We start from the raw sequence: 21,374 nt of genomic DNA, 5'->3' as shown, positions 1-21,374 counted from the left end.
AGCGAACATTCAGATCGACCACAAAGCAGACCTTTTTGCCGGCCCGAATGACCCCGTTACTTTCCCTCACCCGCGCTTTCAGAAGAGTTTGCCAGTGCCTCGGGTCAGTATTTTGACAACGACAAAGGTCAACTCGGTCCGCCCCATGCGAATGCTTTGAATAATCGGCAATGCCAGAGGACTGTCGTGGCGATCGAAGATGTTCTCACGCAGGCAGGTTAACCCTGCGCTGAGACCTGTATGACTAACTTCCCTGCGTACCGTTTTGCCATGAAATCCTTCTGAGCCTGCAACACATCATGCAGAGCGTATGTCTTTGCCACCACGGGCCGGATTTCATCCAGTTCAATGTAGCCAATGAGGTTTTCGAAAACCTGCTTGGGCTGCCAGGTGGAACCGAGCAGAGTCAGATCCTTCAGATATAGCGTGCGCACATCCAGCTCCACCATCGGGCCGGCAATGGCACCTGAGGCCACATAACGGCCGCCTCGCGTGAGCACGTCCAACAGTTCCGGCCACTGCGGACCGGCTACCAGGTCTGCCACCACGTGAACGCTGTCTTTCTCCAGAACGTCCAGCAGTGGCTGGCCCCTTGCAATCACCTGATCAGCGCCGAGCTCTCGGACTTCGTCAAATTTGGATTCACCACAAATGGCGATTACTTCTGCCCCACGGCGCTTAGCCAGTTGGATAGCGGCTGACCCGACGCCCCCTGAGGCACCGGTGATCACGATCCGTTCGCCGGACTCCAGTCCGGCCCTGTCCAGCATGCCTTCGGCGGTTGAGTAGGCGCAGGGAAACGAAGCCAGCTCGGCGTCGCTCAGTGTGCTGTTAACCGCAAACACTTCGCTGGATCGCGCCACGGCGTACTCGGCGTAGCCGCCATTGCACTCGGAACCGAATGTGATGAGGTTGTAGGAGGACGGGTTATCAGGCGCCTGTTGCATGGGGCGAACCAGCACTCGCTCGCCGATCCGTCCCCGGTCCACGCCCTCTCCGACCGCAATGATGGTTCCGCACACATCCGCTCCCTGAATACGCGGAAAGCTCAGGGGCTTTCCCGACCAGGTACCGTCTTCCTCGTTGGCCGTCTCAAATCCGCCTGCCGCTCCTTGATCCGTTCCCGTTGTCACGCCCTTGGAATACCAGCCTGTGCGGGTATTTATGTCGGTGTTGTTGATGGCACTCGCGCCGACCTTGATAAGCACCTCACCCGCGCCGGCCTTGGGCACGTTAAGGTTCTTCCGGAATTCGAGTTTATCCAGACCGCCATGACCAGTGAGAACTACTCCTGTCATGGTCTCAGGGATATCGATGTGGCTCATGGTGTCATCTCCTCGCTCGTGCCGGACCTATTGGTCTGATCAATTAATCGTCAATTGCAATAACTATGGCGGCATCATAGAACTGCAGAGTGATTCACTCAAACGAATATTGTTGATATGCTAATTTAGGTTTTGTGATACACGAACGAAGACGAATCCTATGAAACCCTTACTGGATCTGGACCTGTTGAACACCTTCGCCGCTGTGGTAGAAGCAGGCGGTTTTAAAGAGGCATCGAGTCGTTTATACCGCTCGCAAGCAGCTGTCAGCATGCAGATCAAACGACTTGAAGAACAGCTGGGGCAGCGACTCCTTGAGCGTAGCAACCAGGGCATCAAGCTTACGGAGCCCGGTAAGACGATGCTGAGTTACATTGACAGGCTGCTGCGTCTGAATAACGAGACGCTGAGTGCGCTTAGCGCGGAGCCCCTGCGAGGTCCGGTGCACTTCGGAATACCCACAGATTATGCCCACCCGTTCCTGCAGCAGTTCATTCCTCGTATTCGGGAGGCCTTTCCCGAGCTGGTGCCCCGGATTACCTGTGGCCGCAGCCGTAAGCTCCGGGAACTGGTAACCACCGGGGATCTGGATGTGGCCATTGTTACGGGCGAGCCTCAGTTCGCCCCGGAGAAAAACTTGTGGTCGGAAGCACTGTACTGGTATGCCCCGGCCGGGCTACCGATCAATACAGAGGAAGCGCTCCCGGTTGCCTTGCTGGAGAGCGACTGCGCGTTGCGGGATCTCGCTGCCTCGGATCTGAGGCAATCCGGCTTGGACTATCATCCGGTACTGACCAGTTCAGACATGGCCAACCTACGCTCGGCGGTCGAATCAGGACTGGCAGTGGCCCTTTTGCCAGAGTCGTCGATTACGTCCTCAAGGGTTCGTCCTTTACAAATCGATCAGCTACCCGGGCAAAGGCTGCTGACCATGAATATAATTGACGCAGGCACCCTGAGCCCCAATTTCATGCAGCCCCTTCAGGAATGCGTCTTGTCGGCTGCACGGGCCCTTGTCAGAGGTTGATGACCAGACACACAGACAAAGCCGGTATTACTGAAGAAGTCTAGGCACACCCCGATATTCTTTAAATACTTCGCCTCTCCGCGATCAGTAGGAACGGATCATTGGACATCAGGTGCCAATGTTATTAGATGATCGCGAGGAGGAGGCATCGAGAATCCTTTTATTTAGGGTAGTTGGGAAGGCGTAGAGGTCGCAAAGCGGACATTCAGGTTAGCCAGGCCGAGGCTTCTCAAAGCGGCGGGTAATTGATCGGTAAATGTCAGCTAACAATGGCTCCGAACCTGAACATCAACTGGATCGAGATCAAGCCTGCTCGATACTTCAAATTTCACTTGCGCGATCCGAGACAAATTGCCGGATTCGATGTGAGCTCGCGCCAAACCGGCGCACCTTTATCTCATTCAGAATGTTTTGCGAGTATCTGATCACGCTTGCGATCGTATCGCTCGTTTTCTATGCGAAGCTTCTCTTCAAATTTCCGATACGCCTTGTCCACTTTGCGATCAAGCTTTTCGCGCTTTTTCTCAATCTTTCCTGGTTTATCTTCTTTTCCAGCCTCGCGCCTGAATTCCTGCTCCGCTTTGTTTAAGTTTCTTTCTAGTTCTTCTTCCAGCTTCGTTACCTTACGATCATACTCGCTATCCAAGCGGCCAAGCTCATTGACCGATTCTTCGTTGAGGTCTGAGGGGGCCGGACGATAATCGTCATGATCGCCGTAACCGCGGTCGAGAGGATCAATGCCGGTTTTGCGACGAACCTCTGCTCTGGCAGCGTCGGCAGTTTGGTGAATCACGTCCGTTATGATGTCATCGACAAGTTGTTCACCGGTCGATTGGGCATAGCCGGCTGTTGATAGACAAAGGCCTGTCGCTAACGCAATCGCTATCATTGACTTGTTCATATCGGAGGGAATCCTTGTGCATCGAGTTGTTCGTGAATCGATTATAATCCTATCACGAAGGCCACATTAAATTGCTGTTGTCTCGCAGTATTGGTGGATGGCCAATGTTCGCTTCTGTTTAGCTGAGCTCAGAGGATGCCCTGGTCGCAAAGGGAACATTCACGTTGGGCGATCAGCGCCAAGCTTAAACCGCCGTTTCAAAAAACGTAAATGAAGCCAATACCAATTTCCGCTTCATAATTATTGCGAGATATTGGGCTATCTTTAACGTCGCTTCCATAGGCTTCGTAAAGGGCTTCACCGAATACCTGCCAGCTCTCGTTCAAGTAGTTTCGATAATTAACATTGAAACCAGTTGACCTATACCCGCTATCAACATCGGTTTCTGGAAGACCTGAGTCTATGGATTGTTGTGTGTTCACACCAAAGTCACGGTTGGCTAATTTACCATCGTGGAAAGTGACAACAGCACCAACTTCCCAGCCAGTGCCGTTGGGTTGGCAACCCAAGCAGGTTCCTGCGCCGAATATCCCGAGCGTTCCGATCTCTCCGGTCAATACACGGCCGTCCAGAAAATAGCGCCAATCTTCTGCAAGGGCATAGCGCATTTCCAACAGCGCTGTAACCCCAGAATTCGATTCGCCTAACCCATCCAGTCTGCCATCTTCTGAGTCGCCCTCTTCACGGCCTTCTTCGTAGCCTAAAGAGGCTTGAAACAACCAGGCATCCTTGGCCAATGTTCGCCACCCAATTGCTTCACCTGCCCAGAAAAAAATATGGTCACTGGTACGCCACTGAACACCTCCAGCCGGATCAATCTCAAGCTCGAACTCGTCCGAACCCTCATAAGCAGACTCATATTCAATTCCCAGCCCTAGCCCAACACCCCAACCATCACCATTTGTAAAATCAACGATAGAGGGAAGCGGCACCAGAGGAGTTTTTGGCTCTGTCGCACTTACCGATCCAAAACACGAAAGAGCGCCAAGAAATAGGGCTACTTGGAGGACTATTTTTTTCATTGTTTCTTTTCCTATCAACCAGCAGGTGGTGATGCGGCTTGCTTTTCTACATCTTAGATCATTAGCTTTAATTTGTTCTGAAGCGCATGCCTCGGCATCTTTCAGTGTGAACTTTTAACTTCGCTGGAGATTGATTTTAGGGAGGCTGAACGGTCGCAAAGCGGACATTGGGATCGGCCGATCAAGGCCTGTGATGGACCTCAAGCTGTGATCTTGAGCATCCGACACACTGATTCCTCAGTAAAGGCCAGGAATCAGCCGGTAGCGCACCCGTCGGGTGTAGTCCCGGTAGCCTGGCAGCTCTTCGAGCAAAGTCTGGTCTTCAAGCACGGTTCTAGTCACCGAGATGAGCAAGGCCATTGCTGCTGGAATAAGTGCCCATACCGAGCCCAGAGCAAGAACAAATCCGAAGAGTGCAAGACTATTTCCAGCATAGCCTGGGTGCCTCACGAACCGGTAGGGACCGGTATCACAGACCACATGACCTCGATCTGTCTGGATACTTACCACACTCAAAAAGAAGCGATTCTCTACCACGGCCCATGCAGCAAAGGTGTAACCGGAGGCGATAACAATGAAGCCTATTACGCTGAGCCAGATTGGAAATTCGGGGGACCAGTTATAGCGATGGTCCAACCCTGCTGCCAACCAAGGTCGCCACCACATATGAAGAGAACCAGTGGTATCAGGCAATACGCCACTACTAACCTGAGCCACTGGCGAAATGAAACCGCGTGGGTCGTTTTTTTATCACTCATCATCACTGATACATCTTTTCCAAAGATTAAGCGTTCGTGTGTGGCTGCCCCGGGTTGCGTTCACTACGCCTGGCCATACTCCTCGAAAGACTGCTCAACGCCCCAATGAACCCGGTACACCACATACCGAGAAATTTGAAGTTCCTCCTTTTCAAACCACTCTCGTTGTTCCAGCGCTTTCATTGACGGCCAACTTTCCACACCGATGTAGTCCCACTCATCATCACTTTTCGTACAGTCGATCATGGAAATTGCCTTCATGCCCAAAGCGTCGAGGTTAGCCCGGTCACGAGCCATGAACTGCCCTTGCTCTTCCTCGGATAGTTGAAAAAAATCCGGCTTCATCTTGGCAAAAAATACTCTGATTATCGGAGTTGCATTGTCCATGGGGAGATGTGCCATTCAGTGGTTAACTGGGAAAGATAGCGCTGCAGCCATGCAGCGACCTTCGAATGGTTCAGAAGCTTTCAGTCTCTGCGAGGGAATATTGGGACCCATTTTCTGACCGATCCGCGGCCAAAGGCGTCTCCCACAAAAAATTCCGGCGGAGTGCCCGCAGGCTCGCTCAACGATGCGCCGTAATAACTTCTCACCCAGGATTCATTGTAGCCTGCGAGGCTAATCAACGTCGGAAATACCTGAAAATGGCTCGTTTGGTCATAATTCGTTGATTGCGATGCCTCAAATCGCTCCAGGGTTTCCGGGTCGTTCGAGAAAACCATCATGGGCACAATACCTTCGAAACGGTTCGCTCTCGGCCTGCAGTGTGTGGCCAATGTCCCGTCATCGACTATGTTTTGTCCATGGTCACTCGTATAGATGATGACGTACTTCCTGAATTCGTCGCTTTCAGACAACAAGTCCCTGAACCAATCATCCACGCTCCAGCGCATTCCATTAATGTATGAATTCAGGGATCTTTCTCGATCATTCATTGGCTCACCTGGAACGAGAGCCGGAGTGAAGAGCTCGAACCCGTCGGGATAGCTCCTGAAGTACGGAAAGTGAATGCCATACTTATTAAGCATTATAAAGGTCTTGCCTGGTTGTTTGAGGAGATCAGTTAACCTGTCGCGAGCCATTGTGTCGCTGTCATAGGCAATGTCCTGGCGAAGCCTTAGTATTTCGTCTACGTGAATAGCTTCATGCTCATTCATGAAGTTCTGGTAGTTCGCCCACTCCTCTGCGCTCTGAGCATCCAGGTAGACATTGTCATACCCTGCCCGCCCGGTAAGTTGCCAGATCGACGGTATCTTTAAACTCCTCTCAACCCGATCCGGGATCGCCTCTTTTCTGACCCCTGTCCTGAGGATGAGGTTGGAATAATCACTGCAGTTTGAAGCCGAAGCGGCCATACCGAAATTCACCAGTCCCTCTTCCACCGAGCGTAGATAGGGGGTCGTATCTTTCACGTACCCATTGATGCCAAGAATGTCCGCTCGGATACTTTCATCGACAATCAGAACTATTTTCTCAACCTGCGATTCAAAAGAACCGGAGTAGCTGACCTCTGATCGCTCTCCCCTGTAAAGATCGCTTTGGCCCGCAAATGCAAGTAGTGCCGGCACCCTGAAAAAAGAGGGGTATCGATCAAAAATGCCATCGCTAATTAGCAGAGCGATGAAGACAAGCGGTACTGTGATGACTGGAACGGCGTAGAGCCTCCCGAGAATATTCAGCTTGAAAAGGCGAGGCAAACGTTCGACGACAAGAATAAGCGGTACAAGGACTATGAGAAGCGGCAGTACGGCCAGACCAATATTCTCAACCACAGCCCCGGCCCACCACTGGAAGTAACTCACGATCAGGTCTGCCTGCTGGAAATCGATAGGTCCGTTTGAGACGAGGAAGGATCCGATATTGGAAAGATAGAAAAATATAAAAAACGGGAGGGTGATTGTTCGAAACAGACTGCGGCCACCGAAAAAGACCAGAAACACGCCAGCCAAACTCCACAGGAAAACCACCACCGACAGGACAAGCTCGGTTATAAGGCCTTGGCCCCACAAAAACCGAAACGGGTAAAAAAAATCGTAGAACATACCGAACTCTACGAGCAAAACAATTGAAACCGCCGCGAGGCCGATCGCCTTTCTCAAACCCTGATTTGCCATATAATCCTCGCCACGCCGGTCATGCAAGACAGGCCGAATGCCGTCACCTTACAGGCAGACCTTGGCTTTCTCCCTTTTCGAGGTCGCCTTTTTTGGCCTCGTCGTTCGCATTGTTATGTATTTTTCACTTTCTCGTTATCAGGCTATTAATCGACAACGAGAGTCCGTTAAAACTAAGCCATGTCGGTTTGCCGTCTCTCGTTGCCTCAATATGCAGGTGTGGCTCAAGCGTATTTCCTGAATTGCCGATTTCAGCCAACGGCTGGCTCTCGGTTACGACCTGGCCAGGCCTTACCATAATGCTTTCTTGCCTCAGGTGAGCCATCAAAATATCCCCCATGGGACACAGCAGCACTATGTAATTACCTTTCGGGTGCTTTGTATCGGGGTGTCCCGGAGGATTATCCGGCAAGCTGTCACGAACCTCTAAAATTCGCCCGTGGCATGGACTGTAGAGTTTCTCGCCAAAGATTTGATAGTCACTCAGCACTCGCGGCGGTATATTTTCTGCCTGATTGCCGAGCGGGTTTAGCTTAACGATATCTATGGCCTTCTTGTTGCCGGCCAGCGCATGGAAAGGATTCGTCACTATACTGCCGCCCCCTTGTAGCACGTAATAGGTGCCTGATCTGAGCGGAAAAGTTACGTCAATCGTCCGCCCAGATGGATAATAGGACTTTAGGGCCAGAGCATTCAGAACCGCAAAAAGAAGAAAAACAAATATCGAGGCAATCGGGATTCGATCAGCGCAGATTCCAAAGTGAGGGTTACGGCGTTCTATTCGGAAATAAGACAAAACAACGGTTAAGGCGAATAGCACGAGAAAAACGTATCGCAAGTAATAACTCGTGAAGGCCCAAGGTCCCGTCATAAAAGTGAAAGCAATGATACTTCCGCACGCCAATACCCGCGCGATCCAATTCGGCCAACTGCACCGTTGCAGACAGAGCAGCCAAGCCAGAGTGATTCCTGACAAAAACACCGGGTAAATCCCGAATAAAACGGGAAGGTTTTCACTCATGATGCGGACTCAGAAACGGATAGCATTTAGCACCGATGCATGGGCTCCAGCTGCTTTAGTCGCTTCAGCTCTGACGGACCCAGGCCGGCTCGAATCGTTCCTGCAGCCATGCCTTGATCTCGTCGGACTCTTAGAGCCAGCGCTCACTGCCGTCATCCCGCTGAACCTTCAGACAAGGCACTTTAATGGAGCCGCCACCGGCCTCCAGCGCTGCACGATACTGCGGGTAATGCTGGGCATTGCGGGTTTCAATGTTCAGGCCAAGGCGGGCAATTTCCTTTCGTATCTTCATGCAGAACGGGCAGGCGCTAAACTGGTAAAGAGCGAGATTTTTGCTGGCCTCGTCAGCGAGGGCCTGCTCTTCAGCGGTGCGGGAAAGGCTTTTGGGGGTATTGAGTTTTTCGCTGAGCAAAATAAAGGGCGTCAGAATCAAGCGCAGGGTGCGGAAAAAATAACGGACAATAACTCTCATGGTTAAGGCTCAAACTCGGGATTGAAGGTGGCCTGCCGCGTGTCGGCATTCAGGCATGATCTGCGTACTTTATAGCTGTGCATAGTGATATCACCGTGTAACCATCTCCTAAAATCGTTGCATGCTTGGTTAGAGTTATTTTCACATCACAGGCTGTCATTCGAAATGAGTAAATCCTGCCGAAGCCAGCCTCTACCAGCGAGAAAATCTCATGAATAAGAATAGCAGCGAACTCCCCAAAACCTTCGTTTCCTTCAGCAAGCGATTTCCGGAGCTGCAACAGGCTCACGAATAGGTCGGCAAGACCCTTGCCGAGGCTGGCCCTCTGGATGAAAAATGCGCGCTTTGGTGAACTGGGGGTTTGCGTGGGTGCCGGACGCCAATCAGCATTGCAATCCCATGTTCACCGCAGTCTCGAACTGGGCCTCACGCGCGAGGAAATTGAGCACGCGCTGGTGCCGGGCATGAATTCAATAGGCTTTCTAGAGACTATTGCCGCCTGGCAATGAGCTCAGGACGTACTCAGCCAAGAATAAGATTTATCTGAAAAATCAGGGTGGCAAGCTCCCGCTTCCGAAGCCTCATTTTCCGGCCGGGAATTGCGCTCCGGGATAGAAGCGCGAAACGTCGGGAGTCTAAAGCGCCCTCAAAGAGCAACTAGGTGAGACTGCCACTACGCCCAGCCTTAAACGGGAGAAAAATTGAGGCCGCGAATGTCCGCTTTTGTTTAGCGGCGCCCCTATTGGCGAACTCGCGGCTTAAAAAGCGGTGTTAAAACCTATCTTAGGCTACATAAAACGGGTGCCTATTCCGCTAGAGGCAAACCGAGTAACAGAGGTAAAATTCGCCCGGTTTTCAAACCTGTTTTATACAAGTGTATAAAAGTCGCGTTGCGTAAGGACGCTTTCGGACAATTCGGAGAAAGGATAGAGGATCGGGATATGCTGAAAAGCTTGAAAAAATGGCGGTGGGCCAGGGATTCGAACCCCGGGAAGGCTACAAACCTTCGGCGGTTTTCAAGACCGCTGCATTAAGCCACTCTGCCAGCCCACCGTTTTTTCCATTACTGCCTCTGAGACAGCGGTGAGCATGATACCGGAATTGCCTGTGCTGTCAACGCCCTGCATAAAACCCGCCTCATTTTTAAACATTAACTCTATTTAATGGAATCCATGGGGTAGTTTTCGGTCGTAAATGATTGAAAGTCCAGAAAGCGGCACTATCATCTATCGTAGATTCCTCAATCTGTTTCATTTACAGTTCATGGATGTTCCGCGATTAAAAAGCAGGAACCCAACGGAGAGAAAGATGCAAAACCGAGAGAGTACATACCAGCAGAATCGGGGAAACATGATTGCCCGCGGCTCTGCCACGGATGCGATCAGCCCGGAAGCTTCCAAAGTTCTGAAAAATACCTACACATTGCTGGCAATGACGTTGCTGTTCAGCACAGTAATGGCAGCAGCATCCATGTATGTCGGCCTTGGCCGCGGTACCAGCCTGCTCTGCAGCCTGGGTGCTCTGGCGTTGGTCTGGTTCGTTCTTCCGCGGACAGCAAACAGTGGCGCTGGCATTGGCGTGGTCTTCGCTTTCACCGGCCTTCTTGGGCTCTCTCTTGGCCCGACACTGAATTATTACCTGCAGTTTTCAAACGGTAGCCAGATCGTTATGCAGGCCCTTGGTGGAACTGCACTCGTCTTCTTCGCCCTGTCCGGATATGTCCTGACCACGAAGAAAGACTTCAGCTTCATGCGAGGCATGCTGGTAGCCGGCCTGGTTGTTGTACTGATTGCCGCTCTGGGTGCCATCGTTGCAAGCTTCTTTGGCGTCGAGATAACAGCGTTCAGCCTGGCAATTAGTGCCGCCATCGTTTTCCTGATGTCTGGCTTCATCCTTTACGACACAAGCCGCATCATTAACGGCGGTGAACAGAACTACATCATGGCCACCACCGGGCTGTACCTGAACATCTACAACTTGTTCCTTGCCCTGCTCCACCTGATCTCCGCGTTCAGCGGTAACGATTGATACCAGGGCGTGCCCCGGAATCAATAAGCCCCGGCTCTTGCCGGGGTTTTTGCTTTCTGTAAACTGAAAAGCCTTCTGGCAAGACGCATCAGCATGACCGACTCAAGCTCTGAATCGTTTACCCTGGTTATTACCGGCGCCCCCTATTCCTCCCAGGCGCCCCAGACCGCGCTGGCATTTGCCAGGGCGGCTCTTGAGCAGGGCCATAGCCTCGACCGGGTGTTTCTTTACGGCGACGGCGTGCACCTGGCCTCTGCGCTGGTCACACCGCCATCTGATGAGACTCACTGGCCCCGAACGTGGGCCGGCTTTTTGCAGGAGCACGGTGTCCCCGGCATCGCATGCATCGCGTCGGCCCTGCGCCGTGGCCTGATCGACGAAGGTGAAAAGCAGCGTTACGAACTCACTGCGAGCAACCTGCTGCCTCCATTTACCATTGCCGGACTCGGAGAATGGGTGGAAGGCAATATCAAATCTTCAAGAACCCTCTACTTCCACGCTGGAGATTAGTATGGGTATGCTGATTATCGTGGATCAGCCTCCTTATGGCACCTGGGCTGGCCGTGAGGCACTGGACATGGCCTTTTCGCTGGCAGCATTCGACCAGCCCGTGACACTGCTCTTTACCGGCACTGGCGTGAACTGGCTACGTAAGGGGCAGGATGCGTCAGCCATTGAGCAAAAATCGGTTGAAAAAAACCTGGCGGCGGCCCCGGTTTTCGGGATAGACACCATCCTGGCCGATCGCATGTCATGCCAACGCTATGGCCTCAATGCAACGGATTTGCCGGATGGAGTGACCCTTACGTCCGCGGATGCTCACCTTCTGGCACAATACACACAAACGGTTTTCTCCGGCTGACGGGGATTCAGTGGGATGATCACGGGTGATGACTATGATTTCGCTCAACACACTGCATATTCTTAACAAGACGCCAGAGCATCCCCGCTTTAAGGAATGCCTGAGTATGCTCGGAGCTGACGACGCCCTGCTACTAACAGAAAATGGAGTGGTGGCTCTCGAGGGCGCTCACAACCTTAAGGCAGGCCGACTCTATGCCCTCAGCTCCGATGCCTGCGCCAGAGGACTCGGGAAAAACCCGGGCGAAGCCCACTACGTAGACTATACGGAGATGGTGGCTCTTACACTGCAAGCTCAACGGGTAATCAGCTGGTAAGCCATGACCAATACCGCACCCCCTAAACGAAATAACGAAGGCTTCCTGGAGGATGCCTGGACCTGGAGTCCGGCAGTCGCCGAGAACATAGCTTCTGAAGACGGGCTGACGTTAGATGAAAACCATTGGGAAATCATTAGCTTCCTGAGAGATTTTTACAAACAACATGAAATCTCTCCACCCTCGAACAGGCTTTTTGTCAAAGCCGTCAAGGAAGCGATGGGCGAGGAGAAAGGCAATAGCATTTACCTTATGCAGCTTTTCCCGGGAACACCTGCCAAAACTGCCTGCCGGATCGCTGGCCTGCCCAGGCCGACAAACTGCCTTTGACCATTAGTCGCCGGGTTTCTCCCCGTTACGCTCGCTGCCGGATTTTCTCTCCAGGTCAGCAGCGTTTCCGAGAAAACTGCTGAGTCCGTTTTCAAACAGCCCGGACCCGAACTTCAGAAACTGACGGGTAGAGTCCTTTACGGTGCCGTCCAGGGCATTTTCGGGCAGTTCCCGCAGCGTTTCAGCAACCCCCTTTTTTACACCACGGGTTACACCAGGCTCGATTTCCCTGGAAGCAGCAATCAACTCTTCTACCTTCCGGTCGAGATGTGGACGAACAATCCATTCCCAGAAACCCCAAAGCACCAGACCGACGCTGGTTGCTGTCGCCAGAACCTGTATTGCAATCACTCCCCATACCGGCATCTTGCCTCTCCTTGTGCCCGATAGAAGCTCGAACACTGATCATTGCTTAAAATGGCAGGTACACCAGCGAGAAAAACTGAATAGCGCCGGCCAGAGCCCCAAAGATACCACCTACGAACATCAGCTGAAGCTCCTCCTCCCGAAAGGCGGGCCGAAGGATATTCTGAAACTCCCGGGGAGCCAGAGCCTTCATCTGACCCGAAAGGACCTCTGCAACCACCGGCGCCCGCTCTCGATTAAAGGCCGGGTCACTGAACACATCCCGTGTGGCCAGTATTGCCTTTTGGTTCATCGCTTTTTTGAGCTCAGTGTAACCGGTCATGCCAACGGTAACTTGTGCCGTCAGCCTCATGACGGCCGAATTATCCAGCAGAGGTCGTAAATGCTTCTGGATAATGGCTCGGGTTCTGTCACCACGGCCTCCGTTAATCATGGCATCGGCCACTTTTTCAACGGTGATCAGCTCTTCTGCCACAAGCCTGGCCCAGACATCACCTATCTCAGGCTGCCTGCGCAGAAAAAGACCCTGAACTTTCCAGAACAGCACTCGTCTTGGTTTGACTGGTGAAAAAATCAGGTTGATGGCAATCCAGTTCGTGATAAATCCGACAACAAAGCCCCCTGCCGGTAAGAGCCAGGGCTCCGGGTAATGACTCCAGAGCGGTGCGAGGAACGCGCCCAGTATGCCACCAACAATGGCGCCCCGATTGATCACGGACTTTAACTCCACCGCGCCGGCCTGTTTGAAAATGCGGTTCATAAAATCCGGGTGCTGCTCCAGCTCACGGCTCAGCAAGGCTTTGAGATCGACCAGGTCATCAAGATCATCGCCAAAGTCCTCAACCAGCTCTTCCACGCGGGAAGGCAGCTGCTCCCTGGCCCACCGGTAGATCCGGTTTTTCGCAAACAGTGGCAGGTTGTCCCACAACACCGGCTGAATTTCGTACATGACTTCGTCAATGTATTCATCCAGCCTGGGGGTTACCTGCGAAATGACCTGTTCGACGATCTTTTGGGGCTCAAGTTTCCGGTAAACGGCATTCAGGTCACCGAAATGCTGCAAGGTCTGGTCAATGCAGATATGGGCCATTTTCTCGGCCTTTCTGGGTATCACCCCCTGCCAGCCAATGAACCCTACCCCTATAAACTGAACGGGGTAGAAGGACATCTGGATAGCTAGCCAGTTCGTAAACCAGCCCACTGCAGCAGCCACGATGGGCACGGACAGAAGTGCAACGTCGATCAAGTGAAACCCCGGTTAAACTTTTTGGCCGGTGATAATGCCGTTAGTAGGCAAACAGGATAATACCTGCGTGCTGTCTCTGCTTCTATGGCGAATGATGGAGCAATTGAACTCACGGGACATTGGCCGTGCAGCCATGATCGGGGCGGAGTTGCGGCAGATTGGCAAGTTCCGGGGGTGCGCCGCGCCGTCGGAGGCCCGGGGCACCCTCGAAGAGTGTGCTACTGGTAGTAAGCGTTCTCGGTGTTCGAGTGATCTGTGACGTCGCGAACGGCCGTGATTTCGGGCACGCGCTCTTTCAGCGTTGACTCGACGCCCTGTTTCAGGGTCAGGCTAACGGCAGAACAGCCTTGGCAGCCACCACCGAAACGCAGAACCGCCAAAGACTCATCAACGATTTCAACAAGGGAAACTTCACCACCATGGGCGGCGAGGCTCGGATTGATCTCGGACGCAAGAATGTAGTTGACCCGATCCGGCAACGGAGCATCGTCGTCAATCTTGGGCACTTTGGCGTTTGGCGCCTTGATCGTCAGTTGACCACCCATCTGGTCTTTCGAATAGTCCACGTACGCTTCCTCGAGGAAAGGTACGGAGTTGTGATCCAGATAAAGTGTGAATTTGTCCAGATCAACCTGCTCATCGGTCGGGACAATCTCATTGGGCGGGCAATAGGCCAGGCAGGTTTCGGCGTTTTTCGTGCCGGGCTGGGTTACGAAAATACGTACGCCCATGCCTTCAACGTCCTGCTTTTCAATAAGTTGTGCAAGATAATCCCGTGCGGGATCTGTCACAGTAACCAATGCCATGTTTTCAACCCGTTTGAAAGTTTGAGTTCATTTTAAGGGACTTCGCGTGAACATGAAAGACCTAGTAAAATAGTCAGGCTTTGAGGGCATAATGAGTTTCACCTATGACGCAGTCTTGCGACGCACCGGTAAATCCGGCACCCGAAAATGGCCATTGGTACTAAGACGGGCTTGCACATTTTTGCTATGATCCCGCGCCACTGACACTTATACGACGCTATAAACGACTTCCTGGAAGTATTGATATGACCGATCGCAACACCCGCCTTAAACAGCTTCACAAAGCTCTGCAGGAGCGCATTGTTATTCTTGACGGCGGCATGGGCACCATGATCCAGAACCTGAAACTGGATGAGACGGCGTTCCGGGGCGATCGGTTTGCCGGTTACGAAAGCGAAGTTCAGGGCAATAATGACCTGCTCAATCTCACGCAACCTGCCCTCCTCCGCAATATTCACGCGGATTACCTGGATGCGGGCGCAGACATTATCGAAACCAACACGTTCAACTCCACCCGGCTTTCCCAGGCCGATTACGGTCTTGAGTCGATCGCAAAAGAGCTGAACGTGGCGGCCGCCAAGCTCGCCCGTGACATTGCCGATGAATTTACTGCCAAAAATCCGGATAAGCCGCGCTTCGTCGCCGGCGCCGTTGGCCCGACTTCCCGGACGGCATCTATCTCTCCGGACGTGAACAACCCAGGCTATCGCAACGTCGATTTCCAGTCCCTGGTCGACAACTATTACGAAGCGGTGGAAGGCCTGGTAGAAGGCGGTTGTGACCTGATCCTGATCGAAACCATCTTCGACACCCTGAACGCAAAGGCTGCGATCTACGGCACCCAGCAGTATTTTGAAGACAGCGGTATTGAGCTACCAATCATGATTTCCGGAACCATCACCGACGCCTCCGGCCGCACTCTCTCCGGCCAGACGACGGAAGCCTTCTGGAACTCCGTGGCTCACGCCAGGCCCATTTCCGTCGGGCTGAACTGCGCCCTCGGTGCAGACGCTCTGCGGCCATACGTTGAGGAGCTTGCCACCAAGGCTGAAACTTATATCAGCGCGCACCCCAACGCCGGTCTGCCAAATGAATTTGGCGAATATGACCAGACCCCTGACGAGATGGCCGAAATCGTGGAAGGGTTCGCACGGGATGGTTTTCTCAATATTATTGGCGGTTGCTGCGGCTCCCGTCCGGATCATATCGAGGCGATTGCTCAGGCCGTTGCAAAACACCCTCCCCGGAAGATTCCCGAGCGCGATAAGGCCCTGCGCCTTTCCGGTTTGGAGCCGTTTACCGGCGATGAAAACACCCTGTTTATTAACGTGGGTGAGCGCACCAACGTAACCGGCTCCAAGCGATTCCTCCGCCTGATCAAGGAAGAGCAATACGAGGAAGCACTCAGCGTAGCGCGGGACCAGGTCGAAAATGGCGCCCAGATTATCGATATCAACATGGATGAAGGCATGTTGGAGTCGAAGGAAGTGATGGTGACCTTCCTGAACCTGGTAGCCTCCGAGCCGGACATTTCCCGCGTTCCCATCATGATTGATTCTTCCAAATGGGACGTAATTGAAGCTGGTTTGCGCTGCATCCAGGGCAAACCGGTGGTAAATTCCATCAGTCTGAAAGAAGGCGAGGAAGAGTTTATCAAGCGGGCAAAAGACTGCATGCGCTACGGTGCGGCGGTTGTCGTCATGGCCTTCGACGAACAGGGCCAGGCGGATACCTATCAACGCAAAACCGAGATTTGTAAGCGCTCTTACGATGTCCTCGCAGGTATCGGCTTCAACCCGGCGGATATCATTTTCGATCCGAACATCTTTGCCATCGCAACCGGCATTGAGGAACACAACAACTACGCCGTCGATTTCATCAACGCGACCCGCTGGATCAAGGAAAACCTGCCCTACGCCTCAATCTCGGGGGGCGTGAGTAACGTGTCGTTCTCGTTCCGGGGCAACGATGTGGTTCGTGAGGCGATCCATTCCGTGTTCCTTTACCACGCCATCAAGGCGGGCATGAACATGGGCATTGTGAACCCTGGCCAGCTGGTGATTTACGACGAAATCGATCCGGAACTCAAAGAGCTGGTGGAGGACGTCGTTCTCAACCGCCGGGACGATTCCACAGACCGGCTTCTGGAAATTGCCGAGCGCTTCAAGGGTAAGGGTGGCAAAACCCAGGAAGAAGACCTCGCCTGGCGCGAATGGCCCGTTGAAAAGCGACTTGAGCACGCGCTGGTCAAAGGAATTACCAACTACATCCTTGACGATACCGAAGCCTGTCGCCTCAACGCGAAGCACCCTATCGAAGTCATCGAAGGTCCGCTGATGGATGGGATGAACGTGGTCGGCGACCTGTTCGGCGACGGCAAGATGTTCCTGCCCCAGGTGGTCAAAAGTGCGCGTGTCATGAAACAGGCGGTTGCCCACCTGATTCCGTTTATCGAAGCCGAAAAGACCGAGGACCAGAAGGCCAAAGGCAAAATCCTGATGGCCACGGTGAAAGGCGACGTACACGATATCGGCAAGAACATCGTGGGCGTGGTGCTCCAGTGCAATAACTACGAGGTCATCGATATGGGCGTTATGGTGCCCTGCGACAAGATCCTCGAGAAAGCGAAAAAGGAAAATGTCGATATCATCGGCCTGAGCGGACTGATCACCCCGTCCCTGGACGAGATGGTCCACGTCGCCAAAGAAATGCAGCGTCTGGACTTCGACATCCCCCTGATGATCGGTGGCGCGACCACATCCAAGGCACACACTGCCGTCAAGATCGAGCCCCAGTACAAGAACGACATTGCGCTGTACGTCTCCGATGCATCCCGCTGTGTAAGCGTTGCTTCACAGCTGCTGAGCAAAACCGCGAAGCCCGCGTTGATCGAAGCGTCCCGTACCGAATACGACGACATCCGTGAACGGAGAAAGAACCGTGGGGACCGAACCAAACTGGTTTCCCTGAGAGAGGCCAGAGAACGCGCACCAGAAGTCGATTTTCGGGACTACGAGCCTGCCAGGCCGGCATTCACCGGCATCAAGGTTTTCGAAGAGTATGACCTGAAGGAACTGGCGGAGTATATCGACTGGACGCCGTTCTTCATTGCCTGGGACATTTCCGGGAAATACCCCGCCATTTTTGATGACCCCAAGCGAGGGGAAGCGGCTCGAAACCTGTTTGACGATGCCCAGAACATTCTCCAGCGCATGATTCAGGAAAAACGGGTGACAGCTCGCGGTGTGATCGGGTTCTGGCCGGCCAGCCGCCGTGGAGACGACGTTGTCGTTTACAAGGATGAAGGCCGCACCGAAGAGCTCACCGTTTTGCATCACCTTCGTCAACAGGATGAAAAGGCTCCGGGCAAACCCATGATGGCGCTTTCCGATTTCATAGCGCCCGAGGGTTCCGGTGCCTGTGATTATGTGGGCGGATTTGCGGTTACCACCGGCGTGGGTGCTGAAGAGTTCTCCGAGGAATTCAAGAACCAGCACGACGATTACAATGCCATTATGGTCAAGGCTCTGGCTGATCGGCTTGCGGAGGCCTTTGCCGAGAGAATGCATGAGCGGGTCCGCCAGGAATTCTGGGGCTATGCGGCGGATGAAAAGCTCGGCAATGACGACCTGATCAAGGAGCGTTACCGTGGCATACGGCCCGCTCCGGGCTACCCTGCCTGTCCGGACCATACGGAAAAGGCCACACTTTTCAGTCTGCTGAACGCCACTGAAACCACCGGTATCGAGCTGACAGAACACTTCGCCATGTTCCCGACAGCAGCAGTATCCGGCTGGTATTTCGCCCACCCTGAATCAAAGTACTTTGCAGTGGGCAAGATTGGCGCCGATCAGGTTGAGGACTATGCTGAACGCAAAGGCATATCCAAAGCCGAAGCAGAACGCTGGCTGGCACCCAGCCTCGCGTATGACCCGGCGGAGTAAGAAGCAGGGCTAACCCAAAATTCCGGACCAGAGGGGGAGATATGACAGGCACTTCCGACAATGAGAACAATAAAAACCGGAAAACGGGTGGCCCCGGCGTATTGAAAATCATGCAAAGCATTCTTGCCGGCGCTTTTGGTGTGCAATCAGACAAGCGCCGGGAAGAGGATTTCTCCAGTCACAGCCCCTGGCCTTACATCATTGCCGGCGTCCTTTTCACCGCTGGCTTCGTAGTGGGGCTGATCCTCATTGTCCAGATGGTTCTTTCCAGCCAGTGATCTACTGCCCGGACACCCACACTACTGCAAATGCCACGACGAGCATCACCAGCAAAACGGCAGCTACCGCATCGGCCTGACTGTCTGAACTCGCGTTTTTCTTCATCGGACTTTCCTCTTTGGGATCTTTTGAATGGGATCTTCTTTTTCTTTACAGGAGGACCTTCAGAGCCCCCTAACCTATCCCACAGTAAAGCCTTCAATTTGATGCTCGTCCAGTCTAAGGCGCTTTCTCCTTATCGCCTGAATCGATAAACATATCTTGAAATAATCATTTTAAGAATAAAAACACGATGATATCCTGCCTCGCAGATATAAGGACCCGAACTACCGGGCCGCCCGGACAACGTCCGGGACGCCGCAACGACGCTTTAAAGCAGGACGTTCCATTATGTACGTATATGACGATCACGATCGGCAAATTGCTGCCGAACGGGTTGCCCAATTCCGGGACCAGACTGAACGAGCCATGGCGGGCGAACTCGCCGAGGAAGAATTTCTTCCGCTTCGCCTTCAGAACGGTCTGTACGTTCAGCGTCTTGCCCCTATGCTGCGAATCGCTGTGCCTTACGGCATGATGAGGGCTGACCAGCTTCGCCGTCTGGCCCGGGTCACCCGGGATTACGACAAGGGCTATGCACACTTCACCACCCGCCAGAACGTTCAACTGAACTGGCCGGCGCTCGAAGACGTTCCGGATATACTCGCGGAACTGGCAGAAGTGGAAATGCACGCTAACCAGACCAGTGGCAACTGCATTCGTAACACAACAACGGATCAGTTTTCCGGCGTGCAGTCTGATGAAATTGCGGATCCCCGCCCCTATTGCGAGATTATTCGTCAGTGGTCCACATTTCACCCGGAATTTGCCTTCCTGCCCCGGAAATTCAAGGTGGCAGTGAATGCTTCAGAGAAAACTGACCGGGCAGCCATCCAGGTTCATGATATCGGCCTGCAGATGGTGCGCAACGAATCCGGAGAACTCGGCTTCCGGGTGCACGTAGGTGGCGGCCTGGGCCGAACACCCATGGTTGGCCCTGTGGTTCGTGATTTCCTGCCCGAGCTGGATTTGCTGACTTACCTTGAAGCGGTGCTTCGCGTGTACAACCGCTACGGGCGTCGTGATAACAAGTTCAAGGCGCGCATCAAGATTCTGGTAAAAGCCCTGACTCCGGAGGGTTTTGCCGAGAAGGTGGAGACCGAGTGGGCGCACATCAAAGATTCTCCCACCCGCCTGACACCGGAAGCCATTGAACGCATTCAGGCCTACTTCACCGAGCCTGACTATGCCTCAACCGGCAATGCAACTGACTTGCTGGCTGAGCAGCGCTTCGAAAACCGGGCATTCGACCAGTGGTTGACCCATAACGTAGACACCCACAAGAAGCCCGGCTATGCGATTGTCAGCCTGACCATGAAAAAGACCGGGACAGCTCCCGGTGACGTTACCGATCGTCAGCTCGACCAGATTGCCGACCTGGCGGATGAGTTCAGTTTTGGCGAGGTGCGGGTAACCCACCAGCAGAACGTGGTCCTCGCGGACGTTCGCCAGGATCGCTTGCTGGAACTCTGGCAGGCCATAACGCCAATGGGCTTCGGTACCGCCAACCTTAACACCCTGACGGACGTCATCTGCTGTCCCGGTGGCGACTATTGTGCCCTGGCCAACGCAAAATCCATCCCGGTGGCGGAGGCCATTCAGCGCCGTTTTGATGATCTCGACTACCTGTATGACCTTGGCAACATTGACCTGAATATTTCAGGTTGCATGAACGCCTGTGGGCATCATCACGTTGGCAATATCGGGGTGCTGGGGGTCGACAAGAAAGGTGAGGAATTTTACCAGATCAGTCTTGGCGGCTCGTCCCATCATGACGCCACAATCGGCAAAATTCTGGGGCCATCATTTGCCCGGGAAGATATGCCAGACGTACTCGCCAAGATCATTGACGTATTCGTCGACAAACGCACTGAGGAAGAAACCTTCCTCGATACCTATCGTCGAGTTGGAATAGATCCTTTCAAGGAGCGGGTATATGCCTAACGTAATTCACCAGGATGGCAGCATTCGTCAGGATGACTGGACCCTCGTTGCGCGCCCGGCCGAGGGTGAATCCCTCGACATTCCCCAGCAGCCTGCCCTGATTCCGGCAGATCTATGGCTTGCTGGTCATGAGCATTATGTCGGACGTGACGATATCGGGGTCTGGTTCGACAGTCATGACGAGCCAGAAATCCTGGAAGGCAAGGTGAACGAATTGCCGGTCATCGCAGTCAATTTCCCGAAGTTCAGCGACGGTCGCGGCTATAGTATTGCCCGGCTTCTTCGGGAGCGCTTCGGCTATGGTAACGAGTTGCGGGCCGTTGGCGACGTACTTCTGGACCAACTCCAGTTTATGAAACGCTGCGGTTTCGATACTTATGTCTTGCGTCCGGACAAGGACATCAACAAGGCCGCGCGTTGCCTGAACTTCTTCAGCCAGGGTTACCAGGCAGCGACCGACACGCAAACTCCGCTTTTCCGGCGCAGGGCTTCCTGAGCCCTGCCCCAGGAAGCA

The 21,374-nt window shown here is 53.4% G+C and carries 22 protein-coding genes and 1 tRNA gene; 11 read left to right on the top strand and 12 right to left on the bottom strand.

All coding sequences use genetic code 11. The features are described 5' to 3' along the window. Nucleotides 1–218 precede the first annotated feature (218 nt). Complete coding sequence (locus KFJ24_RS05645) at nt 219–1,325, bottom strand: alcohol dehydrogenase family protein (RefSeq protein WP_250830089.1); 1,107 nt, start codon at nt 1,323–1,325, stop codon at nt 219–221. Nucleotides 1,326–1,485: 160 nt separating this feature from the next. Here KFJ24_RS05645 and KFJ24_RS05640 point away from each other — a divergent pair, with 160 nt between their 5' ends. Continuing rightward, nucleotides 1,486–2,352: a LysR family transcriptional regulator gene (locus KFJ24_RS05640; protein ID WP_250830088.1), complete on the top strand. Its 867-nt coding sequence runs from the start codon at nt 1,486–1,488 to the stop codon at nt 2,350–2,352. Between the two features lie 397 nt (nt 2,353–2,749). On the opposite strand, the gene KFJ24_RS05635 is transcribed toward KFJ24_RS05640, so the two are convergent. From KFJ24_RS05635 to KFJ24_RS05605, 7 genes are all read right to left on the bottom strand, one after another. Continuing rightward, complete coding sequence (locus KFJ24_RS05635) at nt 2,750–3,253, bottom strand: DUF1682 domain-containing protein (protein ID WP_250830087.1); 504 nt, start codon at nt 3,251–3,253, stop codon at nt 2,750–2,752. 197 nt (nt 3,254–3,450) lie between these two features. Next, on the bottom strand, nt 3,451–4,275 hold the full coding sequence (locus KFJ24_RS05630) for a MipA/OmpV family protein (protein ID WP_250830086.1): 825 nt from the start codon (nt 4,273–4,275) through the stop codon (nt 3,451–3,453). Between the two features lie 237 nt (nt 4,276–4,512). Beyond that, nucleotides 4,513–4,923 carry a methyltransferase family protein gene (locus KFJ24_RS05625; protein ID WP_250830085.1) on the bottom strand — a complete coding sequence of 137 codons (411 nt, stop codon included), beginning with the start codon at nt 4,921–4,923 and terminating at the stop codon, nt 4,513–4,515. Between the two features lie 173 nt (nt 4,924–5,096). Continuing rightward, nucleotides 5,097–5,420 (bottom strand): hypothetical protein, encoded by a 324-nt coding sequence (locus KFJ24_RS05620; protein WP_250830084.1) that lies wholly within the window; start codon nt 5,418–5,420, stop codon nt 5,097–5,099. 80 nt (nt 5,421–5,500) lie between these two features. Next, nucleotides 5,501–7,147 carry a sulfatase-like hydrolase/transferase gene (locus KFJ24_RS05615; RefSeq protein WP_250830083.1) on the bottom strand — a complete coding sequence of 549 codons (1,647 nt, stop codon included), beginning with the start codon at nt 7,145–7,147 and terminating at the stop codon, nt 5,501–5,503. A gap of 124 nt (nt 7,148–7,271) precedes the next feature. Beyond that, nucleotides 7,272–8,168: a M23 family metallopeptidase gene (locus KFJ24_RS05610; protein ID WP_250830082.1), complete on the bottom strand. Its 897-nt coding sequence runs from the start codon at nt 8,166–8,168 to the stop codon at nt 7,272–7,274. A gap of 130 nt (nt 8,169–8,298) precedes the next feature. Then, the gene (locus tag KFJ24_RS05605) at nt 8,299–8,640 is read right to left on the bottom strand and encodes a glutaredoxin family protein (protein ID WP_250830081.1); all 342 of its coding nucleotides are present in this window, start codon (nt 8,638–8,640) and stop codon (nt 8,299–8,301) included. Between the two features lie 329 nt (nt 8,641–8,969). Here KFJ24_RS05605 and KFJ24_RS05600 point away from each other — a divergent pair, with 329 nt between their 5' ends. Continuing rightward, complete coding sequence (locus tag KFJ24_RS05600; protein WP_250830080.1) at nt 8,970–9,149, top strand: hypothetical protein; 180 nt, start codon at nt 8,970–8,972, stop codon at nt 9,147–9,149. A gap of 453 nt (nt 9,150–9,602) precedes the next feature. Here the strand turns inward: KFJ24_RS05600 and KFJ24_RS05595 are convergent. Further along, nucleotides 9,603–9,693, bottom strand: a tRNA-Ser gene (locus KFJ24_RS05595). 255 nt (nt 9,694–9,948) lie between these two features. Between KFJ24_RS05595 and KFJ24_RS05590 the strand changes: the two genes are divergently transcribed. From KFJ24_RS05590 to KFJ24_RS05570, 5 genes are all read left to right on the top strand, one after another. Beyond that, the gene (locus KFJ24_RS05590; RefSeq protein WP_350455567.1) at nt 9,949–10,668 is read left to right on the top strand and encodes a Bax inhibitor-1/YccA family protein; all 720 of its coding nucleotides are present in this window, start codon (nt 9,949–9,951) and stop codon (nt 10,666–10,668) included. A 93-nt stretch (nt 10,669–10,761) separates the two neighbouring features. After that, nucleotides 10,762–11,178, top strand: coding sequence for a sulfurtransferase complex subunit TusD (tusD, locus tag KFJ24_RS05585; protein WP_250830079.1), 417 nt, complete (start codon nt 10,762–10,764; stop codon nt 11,176–11,178). A gap of 1 nt (nt 11,179) precedes the next feature. Next, nucleotides 11,180–11,530, top strand: a complete 351-nt coding sequence (locus KFJ24_RS05580; protein WP_250830078.1) for a DsrE family protein — start codon at nt 11,180–11,182, stop codon at nt 11,528–11,530. A gap of 34 nt (nt 11,531–11,564) precedes the next feature. Beyond that, the gene (gene tusB / locus KFJ24_RS05575; RefSeq protein WP_250830077.1) at nt 11,565–11,846 is read left to right on the top strand and encodes a sulfurtransferase complex subunit TusB; all 282 of its coding nucleotides are present in this window, start codon (nt 11,565–11,567) and stop codon (nt 11,844–11,846) included. A 3-nt stretch (nt 11,847–11,849) separates the two neighbouring features. Continuing rightward, nucleotides 11,850–12,176, top strand: a complete 327-nt coding sequence (locus KFJ24_RS05570) for a TusE/DsrC/DsvC family sulfur relay protein (protein WP_250830076.1) — start codon at nt 11,850–11,852, stop codon at nt 12,174–12,176. A 3-nt stretch (nt 12,177–12,179) separates the two neighbouring features. Here KFJ24_RS05570 and KFJ24_RS05565 read toward each other — a convergent pair whose 3' ends face one another. The 3 genes from KFJ24_RS05565 to nfuA all read right to left on the bottom strand — a co-directional run bounded on the left by KFJ24_RS05565 (nt 12,180) and on the right by nfuA (nt 14,594). After that, nucleotides 12,180–12,542, bottom strand: coding sequence for a hypothetical protein (locus tag KFJ24_RS05565; protein ID WP_250830075.1), 363 nt, complete (start codon nt 12,540–12,542; stop codon nt 12,180–12,182). A gap of 46 nt (nt 12,543–12,588) precedes the next feature. Continuing rightward, entirely contained in the window at nt 12,589–13,788 is a 1,200-nt protein-coding gene (locus tag KFJ24_RS05560) for a DUF445 domain-containing protein (RefSeq protein ID WP_250830074.1), read from the bottom strand. A gap of 218 nt (nt 13,789–14,006) precedes the next feature. Beyond that, on the bottom strand, nt 14,007–14,594 hold the full coding sequence (gene nfuA, locus KFJ24_RS05555) for a Fe-S biogenesis protein NfuA (RefSeq protein ID WP_250830073.1): 588 nt from the start codon (nt 14,592–14,594) through the stop codon (nt 14,007–14,009). A 245-nt stretch (nt 14,595–14,839) separates the two neighbouring features. Here nfuA and metH point away from each other — a divergent pair, with 245 nt between their 5' ends. The 4 genes from metH (at nt 14,840) to KFJ24_RS05535 (ending at nt 21,356) form a co-directional block, all read left to right on the top strand. Then, nucleotides 14,840–18,538, top strand: coding sequence for a methionine synthase (metH, locus tag KFJ24_RS05550; RefSeq protein WP_250830072.1), 3,699 nt, complete (start codon nt 14,840–14,842; stop codon nt 18,536–18,538). 41 nt (nt 18,539–18,579) lie between these two features. Next, nucleotides 18,580–18,816, top strand: coding sequence for a DUF2970 domain-containing protein (locus KFJ24_RS05545; RefSeq protein WP_250830071.1), 237 nt, complete (start codon nt 18,580–18,582; stop codon nt 18,814–18,816). Nucleotides 18,817–19,207: 391 nt separating this feature from the next. After that, the gene (locus KFJ24_RS05540; protein WP_250830070.1) at nt 19,208–20,860 is read left to right on the top strand and encodes a nitrite/sulfite reductase; all 1,653 of its coding nucleotides are present in this window, start codon (nt 19,208–19,210) and stop codon (nt 20,858–20,860) included. Further along, nucleotides 20,853–21,356 carry a DUF934 domain-containing protein gene (locus KFJ24_RS05535; protein WP_250830069.1) on the top strand — a complete coding sequence of 168 codons (504 nt, stop codon included), beginning with the start codon at nt 20,853–20,855 and terminating at the stop codon, nt 21,354–21,356. Before KFJ24_RS05540 ends, KFJ24_RS05535 begins: the two co-directional genes overlap by 8 nt. Nucleotides 21,357–21,374 lie beyond the last annotated feature (18 nt).

The organism is Marinobacter sediminum (assembly GCF_023657445.1).
Taxonomy (GTDB): domain Bacteria; phylum Pseudomonadota; class Gammaproteobacteria; order Pseudomonadales; family Oleiphilaceae; genus Marinobacter; species Marinobacter sediminum_A.
The sequence above is the reverse complement of the archived record's forward strand: the minus strand, read 5'-3'. Positions and strand labels throughout refer to the sequence as shown.